We start from the raw sequence: 8,242 nt of genomic DNA on the forward strand, positions 1-8,242 counted from the left end.
CTTTTAGTTCTTTTCCATCAAAAACCGGGGCACCAAAAGTGAGATTATCTTTATCGAAAGAAAGGATGTCGATTACCTTTTTAGTGGTAAATGGTGTATTTCCTTTCCAGCCTAAAAGTACATAATAGGGCAAGCGGTTTCCACTGGTTACCGGAACAATTTCATAATACCTGGCACCAAACCATTTTTGGTTATTGGTAATGCTATTCGGGTCGGCTAAATTTTGGGTATTATCGATCAGGGGATAAAGTTTCAAAGGGCCGCTTTTGGTATTCATTTGGATGGCGCCATAATAGCGGTATGTACCGTTTTGGAGTAGTACATACCAACTCAAAATCCTAAAATCCTGATCGGATGATTTAATTACCGATACGTTTTTAAGCGAATCGAATGGATAAGAAAAAGAATTGGGGGCTTTTAAGGCTTCTACCAAAGTTTTTACAAAATTGCCATTTATTTCTAATTTTTGTGCATCGCTTTGAGCTGCAATAACCCTTGCCGATATTTTAATCAGTGTATCTTGAAAAACTTCTAATTTATTTGGTGCCTGCTGTGCTTTTAAGCTAAAGCTTAGCATTCCAAAGATTAAAAGGATATAAAATCTGATAAGTTTCATACGATCAAATGCGCAAGGATTTTGCAAAACCAAAAATTTATAATTTCTCGATAACAAGCGCACTTGCGCCACCACCACCATTACAGATTCCGGCAACGCCTATTTTTCCGTCGTTCTGTGCCAAAACCGAAAGTAAGGTAACTACAATTCTTGCGCCGGATGCACCAAGTGGGTGACCTAATGAAACGGCGCCACCATTAACGTTAACCTGGCTGTCGTTTAGTTCTAAAAGTTGATTGTTCGCAATGGAAACTACAGAAAAAGCTTCGTTAATTTCGAAAAAGTCAACATGCTTAATGTCGATATGTGCCTTTTGTAAAGCCAATGGAATTGCTTTTGAAGGTGCAGTTGTAAAACACTCCGGTGCTTGTTGTGCATCAGCATAGCCTAATATTTTGGCCAAAGGTGTTAAGCCCAGTTCTTTTGCCTTATTGGCACTCATTAAAACCAATGCCGCTGCGCCATCATTTAAGGTAGATGCATTTGCTGCAGTTACTGTTCCATCTTTTTTGAAAACAGGTTTTAATGAAGGTATTTTGTCAAATTTAACGGCTGTTGGTTCATCATCGGTATCAACCAGGGTAATTTCGCCTTTGCGGTCTTTCACTTCTACAGCTACAATTTCGCCGGCAAATTTGCCCGAAGTTTGTGCTGCCTGTGCTCTTTTGTACGATTCTATTGCAAAATCATCCTGCGCTTCGCGGCTGATGTTACATGCTGTTGCGCAAAGTTCGGCGGCAGCGCCCATATGGTAATCGTTATAAACATCCCATAGTCCATCTTTTACCAAGCCATCTGTAATTTGCCCATGGCCTAAGCGATAGCCATTTCTTGCCTTATCGAGGTAATAGGGGACATTACTCATGCTTTCCATGCCACCTGCTACAATAATTTCATTATCGCCATTTGCAATGCTTTGCGCGGCAAGCATAATTGCTTTTGTGCCCGAAGCGCATACTTTATTTATTGTAGTGGCAGGTAAATCTGGTAAACCGGCAAATTTTGCAGCTTGTGTAGCTGGCGCTTGCCCTAGGTTTGCAGATAAAACATTACCCATATATATTTCTTGGATATGTTCTGGTTTTAAGCCAGCTTTTTCAATAGCAGCCTTAATGGCAAAGCCGCCAAGTTGAGTAGCAGAAAATTGAGCTAATGAGCCTCCAAAACTGCCAATAGGCGTTCGCACAGCTGATACAATTACAACTTCTTTCATGTAAACTAAATTTTATGAATTTTTGGTTAGGCCGCTAAGTTATGCATTTTAAATATTAAACAAACCTCGCAAGTTTAATTCGGGGTTTCTGATGTCTTCATTAGCCTCATTGAGGGCTAACGCCGTTCCAAAACCTGCGAGGTTTAAAAATAACGTTTAGAAAATGATTTTAGCCTATTCGAAAATAATAAGTTTTAATGGGTTTTTGGAAAGGTGCTGTAGTGATACTTAGGGGTGTTCAGTCCTGCTGTTCGCTGTAGTCCCGACGTGAAGTCGGGAGCTGCCGCTTCCATCAGGTTTAAATTACTTGGGGTGGTGCTGCTTGGGACAAAAATAAAAACCTCGCAGGTTTTTAAAACCTGCGAGGTTTAATTTAAAACGCTGGGTTTTGCGTTAGGGATTGTAAGGGTTCAGTGCCGATCTTCATCGGCACCGGAGCGAAGCGCAGCCCTGAAAAGCCCGACCCTTGCGTAGCTTGGGTAACGCCCAGATCAGTTTTACAGTTTTTAGTTGGCGATTTGCAGTTGGCTACGCTCTGGGCTTGAAAACTTCGGAAGTCTTGCTTTTATTCTTCTTTTGCTTTTCCCTTTTTTCTCGATTTTATAGCCTGTGTAAGTAAAAACTCGATCTGCCCGTTCGTACTTCTAAACTCATCGGCAGCCCAGGTTTCTACTTCTTTTAATAAAGCAGGACTAATTCTTAATACAAAAGCTTTTTTATCTTTCTCCGCCATTCTTATTGTATTGCTTGTATATTATATCTCGTTTTTAAATTAATAAGGAACATTTGCAGTTCATCTATTTTATTACTGCTAAACAATAGCTTTTTGCCGTTTTTAAATTCAATCTGTAAACCTTTATCTTTATCGTTTAGGATATAGGCCTTGTCGTTAAATTTAAAACAACCAGTAAATTGCTTACCATAGCTGCTTTACGCTCTTCATCCAGCTCAACAATTCCTTTTTGAGATAATTTCTCTAAAGCCATTTCTACCATGCCCACAGCGCCTTCAACAATTAATTTACGGGCTGCAATAACTGCAGTGGCCTGTTGACGCTGCAACATGGCACTGGCAATTTCTGGCGCATAAGCCAAATGCGAAATTCTGGCTTCTAAAACTTCAATACCTGCTCTCGATAAACGTTCGTTCAGTTCGTTTTCTAAAAGTTCACTTACTTTATCAGCACCATCTTTTAAAGTGATGCTGGTTTCTTCGCCCTCAGCATGATCATAAGGAAAAATGTTGGCCAAATGCCTTACAGCAGCTTCACTTTGAATGTTTACATATTGCATGTAGTTTTCTACAGAGAAAACGGCTTTGGCCGTTTCGTTTACTTTCCAAACCACCACAGCAGCAATTTCGATCGGGTTGCCCAGTTTATCGTTAACCTTTAACTGCTGCCCGTTTAAATTGTTTGCTTTTAACGATAAACGTCTTTTAGCAGTTAGGGGATTTACCCAGAAAAATCCATCGGCTTTTACTGTCCCGATATATTTTCCGAAAAGGGTGAGCACCATTGATTGGTTGGGGTTGATGATTAAAAAGCCCGGGAATATTAAAAATATATCTATGGCCAGTAAAATTCCTCCCCAGAGAAAAATTTCTGAAACAAAACAGAAAATAGAAGCGCCCAGCAATGCGATGCATAGTGCGAATGTCAGGTAGCCCGATGGCGGATTAATAATTTTTTCTTGATACATAATTGATATTAATTTGATATCATAAAGTAAAATATAAAATCTGGTAATTGCAAACAAAACCTGTAAAATGTATATTAGATAAAAATGCTATTTTTGACAATACAATAATTACATCGTTTTGGCTAAAATCAAGAGAAATTCACACAAAATCCTTTACCGGAAGTATTCATCAAACCTAAAATATGTGATGATGATATTTACCGTTTTCATTATTACGTTATTCCTGCCCAAGCAGCCCCGGTTTAGGTATGAGTTTGAAAAAAATGCAGTATGGAAAAACAAGGACCTGATTTCTCCCTTCAGTTTTGCTATTTTAAAAACCAACCCACAGGTTAGTGCCGATAAAAAGAATGCGCTAAAAGATATTTTGCCTGTTTATCAATTCGATAGGGGCATTACGGCAAATGCTTTGGAAGAGTTTGCCAATGAGTTTGATGTGAAATGGAAATCTAAGCAACTTAACGAAAAAGACAAGGACGTATATAAAAGCGCTTCCTATAAATTGCTGCAGAACATTTACGAGAAAGGGATTATTGGTTTAAATGTAAAACATCAGGCAGGAGGGAAGAACTATGACTTTTCTTTACTTGAAAACAATGTTGCCCAGGAAAAGAATACACAGGATGTTTTTACTGCAGAATCGGCCTTGAAGTTTTTTAAAGATAATTTTAAAGCCCCCAATCAGGTTATGGGCGATCTGGTTGCAAACCTCGCCATTGATCATATTACCCCGAACATTGTATTTGATGAGCGGCTAACCCAAACCATACAGGACAATACGGTTAACAATATCTCTACTACCAAGGGTATGGTGCAAAAGGGAGAGCTTATTGTAGCGAAGAATGATGTTATTGATGAAGAAATTTATCAGAAACTGGAATCTTATAAAGCAACTTACGATGCACAAAGCAAAACAATAGGGAGCAGGGCATTGGTTTATTTGGGGCAGGTAATATTGGTTGGTTTTATACTTGCCATTTTAATGTCGTTCCTTTTTCTTTTCCGGAAGGATATTTTTGCCGATAACCGCCAGCTTTCCTTAATCCTGATTGTTACCACGGGGATGTTATTGGCATTAACCTGGGCCATTAAAATGGAAATCCCAAGTTTGTACTACATTCCGTTCTGTGTGGTGCCCATTATCATTAGGATCCTGTTCGATACCCGTTTGGCGCTTTACCTCCATATGCTGGTAATTTTAATTGCTGGTTTTTTTGTGGCCAATAGTTTCGAGTTTGTGTTTTATCAGGTTACTGCGGGCATGGTTGCCATATTTAGTATAAAAAACTTTGTTAAGCGCGAAAGATTCCTGGTTTCGGCCTTATTTATTCTTTTGGCTTATTTTGTTTCTTTTATAGGTATTGCCCTGCTTCGTGAAGGATCTTTCCGCGAAATAGAATGGATGAATTTTATTCCTTTTGTTTTTAGTGTACTTTTATCTCTTTTAGCTTACCCCTTAATTTATCTGTTTGAACGTATTTTTGGTATCACATCTGATGTAGCCTTAATTGAGCTCACCAATACTAATAATAAACTCTTAAGGGAACTTGCCTTTAAAGCGCCTGGAACGTTTCAGCACTCTTTACAGGTGGCAAACCTTGCAGAGGCCGCGATATTTAAAATAGGGGGCAATTCGGTGCTGGTAAGGGCAGGTGCTTTATATCATGATATTGGTAAAGTAGACAATCCACAATATTTTATCGAGAATCAGAATACCGCTGTTAGTCCGCACGATAAACTGCCATATGAGCAAAGTGCGCAGATTATTATTCAGCATGTGCATAAAGGAATTGAGATTTTAAGGAAGAACCAGATTCCTGAAGCGATTATCGATTTTATCAGAACACACCACGGCAATACCCGGGTTGATTATTTTTATCAGTCTTTTTTGAAAAATACACCTGAAAAATTTGTCGACGAAAACATTTTTCGCTACCCCGGACCAATACCTTTTAGCAAAGAAACTGGTGTGCTAATGCTCGCAGATTCGGTCGAAGCTGCCTCAAGAAGTCTGAAAAATCCCGATGCTCAGAATATAAATGACATCGTTGAAAGGATAATTAACTACAAATTAGAGCAAAATCAGTTAGATGATTGCGATTTAACGTTAAAAGATATTGAGACTATCAAATTGATATTCAAGACGATGCTTATGAGTATCTATCATGTGCGTATAGATTATCAACAAATTTTGTAATTTTTTTTTGTTGGATAACTTGTTTTACTATATTTGCAGACCTCAAAACAACGCCGGTAGGGCGGAAAATAGAGGTCGAAAAGGAGAGGTGCCTGAGTGGCCGAAAGGAACAGTTTGCTAAACTGTCGTACTGGTAACGGTACCGCGGGTTCGAATCCCGCCCTCTCCGCAGAAAATAAAAATTTGCAAAAATAAATGGAATTATCAATTTAAAACCGTTTCTTTGCAATCCCTTCGAAAAAGGGAAATAAAAAAGAAGATACCAAGTTCGGGATGTAGCGTAGCCCGGTATCGCGCCTGCTTTGGGAGCAGGAGGTCGTAGGTTCGAATCCTGCCATCCCGACGAAAACAGGATGTATAATCCATCAAAAACCCTCTAAATCAAGTGTTTAGAGGGTTTTGTTTTTTATTGGGTTGGAATGGGATAATGATACCAACCGTTTTTAACCCAAATCTGTACCCAAATTTTTTGCTGCCAAAAGAACTGACCAGGTTTGGTTCAGATTGGTGTATGGTAGGCTGTGTGATTGTGGCGATAGATATGCATTTATTGTCTATCTTGCAATGCCGATCCGGACTCACCCTGTAGGCCATACGCATGCAGAACAAAGCCGAGCAGATCAGCACGCTTATCAAACTTAATGAAGAACTGGAAAACTATTTCAGAAATACGATCATTCCCCAGCTGTTTGTCGATGCACATCTAATACTGAGAAAGTTCACGCCACCGGCCATGCGCCAGTTCAGCCTAAAACTCGCCGATGTGGGCAGACCTATCGCAGATATCAAAGAAAATTTTCGTTTTCCGACTATTATCGAGAATATTCAGCATGTTATCGACAGCGGGGAGATTCTGGAAAAGGAAATTCAGACCACAGACCTGCGTTGGTATCAGATGAACATTCTTCCGTATATCGTTCAGCGTGACAAGAAAACAAATGGCGTGATCATCACTTTTGTGGAGATCACCATGCGCATACGCGATTTAAAAGAACAGGAAAAACTGATTGCTGAGCATGAACTGCTTTTGGATACTATCTCGCATGATATAAAAACACCGCTCACCAGTCTGGCACTTACGATCGAGATGCTTAGAAAACTACCAGAGAAAGATATGGAACGGTTTCCAGTGCTTTTGGAAAAGGTGGAGAACAGCCTGACCAAAATGCAACAGATAATCCATGACTTAACCGATTCCCGTGAACAAGAGCACCGTTATAAAGCGGTGGAGGAACTGTTGGATTTTGAGCATATCCTGGAAGATATCAGGCTCACGCTTGCACCGCAGATAAATGAATCGTCTGCAAAGATAAAGACTGATATCGGTTTTTCAGAAATCTTATATATCCGCCGTAAACTGCGTAGCATAATCTATAACCTGGTCAATAATGCCATAAAATATAGGTCAAGCGAAAGGAATCCGGAAATTTTGATCAAAACCCATCAGGAAGGGGATTTTATGGTAATTGCCGTAAAAGACAACGGAATTGGGATTAGTGAAAATAACTTAACGGGTATTTTCGGGAAATACCAACGGATTTCCCAGTCCGGTGACGGCTCAGGGATCGGGCTTTACCTGGTTAAGGAAATTGTAGGTGCTTCTGGTGGAAGGATTACCGTTGATAGTAAATTGGGAGAAGGTTCAATATTTACTGTTTATCTGAAAATTAAAGGTTAATCTTTTGTCAGGCGCCATTATTCTTTGGGTGTTAGCCATATTCTAATCACTTACTGGGCCGCCTACCTTTATCCTTCTTAAACAATATTAAGACAGCTATTGCGGTGGTGCTTCCAGCTCATCATCGCTGTCAAGTTCAATATTTTGAAGTTCTTCCAAATGAGCCGTGCCAGGATGCACAAGTTCGATCTGTTCTGCTAACATATGCAGGATCTCCAGCTCAATAGCTGCCGGGTTCTGGCATACATGCAAAAAATCCCGGCTGTCGGGCTCCAGACTGGCCACAAATTTCCCGTCCTGGTAGATTTTGTATTTACAGCCACCAGTAACGTGATGCGGGTGCTGTTCAACCTGGAAATGGCACTTATGATTGGGACTAAGGGTTACGGTAAAGTTGTCCATAAGGGTTTCATGTTTTATATATAACAATCCCAGGGTAACGCTTGTTTTTAAAAGGGAAGGGGTTTCTATTATTTCATAGCTAAAGAGTTTTCAACAGCTTATCAACCTCAGCATATTGTAGCGTAAATTTCCTGATCTTTCCATCCCTGCCAATAATCAAATGTGAAGGGAATACCCTGGTGCCGATAGAATCAACCATATAATGATCGGCGTTTGCTACAGTTTGATATTTGAATGTTACCTTATTAAGGAATTTCTTTAATGGTTCGACTTTGTTAGATGCAAGACTAACAAAAAGAATGTCCTTACGATCCTGGTATCGATCAACGATTTTGTTCACTTCAGGCATTTCTTGTACACAGGCAATACAGCCTATAAACCAGAATTTCATTACCAAAATTTTTCCCTTGGTATTTTGGTTGTTGTATCTATGGCC

The 8,242-nt window shown here is 39.7% G+C and carries 7 protein-coding genes, 2 tRNA genes and 1 pseudogene; 4 read left to right on the plus strand and 6 right to left on the minus strand.

Features of this window, described 5'->3' with window-relative positions; genetic code table 11:
• The 4 genes and pseudogenes from AC1DND_RS16440 to AC1DND_RS16455 all read right to left on the minus strand — a co-directional run.
• A pseudogene (locus tag AC1DND_RS16440) lies at positions 1–577 on the minus strand (hypothetical protein); the annotation flags it as partial.
• 76 nt (positions 578–653) lie between these two features.
• Positions 654–1,829, minus strand: a complete 1,176-nt coding sequence (locus tag AC1DND_RS16445; protein WP_477583217.1) for an acetyl-CoA C-acyltransferase — start codon at positions 1,827–1,829, stop codon at positions 654–656.
• 565 nt (positions 1,830–2,394) lie between these two features.
• Positions 2,395–2,562: a type II toxin-antitoxin system antitoxin gene (locus AC1DND_RS16450; protein ID WP_086545783.1), complete on the minus strand. Its 168-nt coding sequence runs from the start codon at positions 2,560–2,562 to the stop codon at positions 2,395–2,397.
• Between the two features lie 136 nt (positions 2,563–2,698).
• Positions 2,699–3,529: an SPFH domain-containing protein gene (locus AC1DND_RS16455; RefSeq protein WP_477583219.1), complete on the minus strand. Its 831-nt coding sequence runs from the start codon at positions 3,527–3,529 to the stop codon at positions 2,699–2,701.
• Positions 3,530–3,719: 190 nt separating this feature from the next.
• Between AC1DND_RS16455 and AC1DND_RS16460 the strand changes: the two genes are divergently transcribed.
• The 4 genes from AC1DND_RS16460 to AC1DND_RS16475 all read left to right on the plus strand — a co-directional run bounded on the left by AC1DND_RS16460 (position 3,720) and on the right by AC1DND_RS16475 (position 7,404).
• The gene (locus AC1DND_RS16460; RefSeq protein WP_157280269.1) at positions 3,720–5,726 is read left to right on the plus strand and encodes an HD family phosphohydrolase; all 2,007 of its coding nucleotides are present in this window, start codon (positions 3,720–3,722) and stop codon (positions 5,724–5,726) included.
• Between the two features lie 82 nt (positions 5,727–5,808).
• Positions 5,809–5,895, plus strand: a tRNA-Ser gene (locus AC1DND_RS16465).
• A gap of 100 nt (positions 5,896–5,995) precedes the next feature.
• A tRNA-Pro gene (locus AC1DND_RS16470) sits at positions 5,996–6,069 on the plus strand.
• 255 nt (positions 6,070–6,324) lie between these two features.
• Positions 6,325–7,404, plus strand: a complete 1,080-nt coding sequence (locus AC1DND_RS16475) for a sensor histidine kinase (protein WP_477583221.1) — start codon at positions 6,325–6,327, stop codon at positions 7,402–7,404.
• Positions 7,405–7,500: 96 nt separating this feature from the next.
• Here the strand turns inward: AC1DND_RS16475 and AC1DND_RS16480 are convergent, their stop codons facing one another.
• Together AC1DND_RS16480 and AC1DND_RS16485 are read right to left on the minus strand one after the other, a co-directional pair.
• The gene (locus AC1DND_RS16480) at positions 7,501–7,806 is read right to left on the minus strand and encodes a hypothetical protein (RefSeq protein WP_477583223.1); all 306 of its coding nucleotides are present in this window, start codon (positions 7,804–7,806) and stop codon (positions 7,501–7,503) included.
• A 79-nt stretch (positions 7,807–7,885) separates the two neighbouring features.
• The coding region (locus AC1DND_RS16485; RefSeq protein ID WP_477583224.1) for a TlpA family protein disulfide reductase at positions 7,886–8,242 on the minus strand (357 nt) is incomplete at its 5' end.

This window comes from Pedobacter sp. 01N416 (assembly GCF_056399685.1).

Bases quoted from the DNA above. Each gene is read 5' to 3' on its own strand.
- AC1DND_RS16445 (WP_477583217.1), bottom strand. From the start codon at position 1,829: ATGAAAGAAGTTGTAATTGTATCAGCTGTGCGAACGCCTATTGGCAGT.
- AC1DND_RS16450 (WP_086545783.1), bottom strand. From the start codon at position 2,562: ATGGCGGAGAAAGATAAAAAAGCTTTTGTATTAAGAATTAGTCCTGCT.
- AC1DND_RS16455 (WP_477583219.1), bottom strand. From the start codon at position 3,529: ATGTATCAAGAAAAAATTATTAATCCGCCATCGGGCTACCTGACATTC.
- AC1DND_RS16460 (WP_157280269.1), top strand. From the start codon at position 3,720: ATGATATTTACCGTTTTCATTATTACGTTATTCCTGCCCAAGCAGCCC.
- AC1DND_RS16475 (WP_477583221.1), top strand. From the start codon at position 6,325: ATGCAGAACAAAGCCGAGCAGATCAGCACGCTTATCAAACTTAATGAA.
- AC1DND_RS16480 (WP_477583223.1), bottom strand. From the start codon at position 7,806: ATGGACAACTTTACCGTAACCCTTAGTCCCAATCATAAGTGCCATTTC.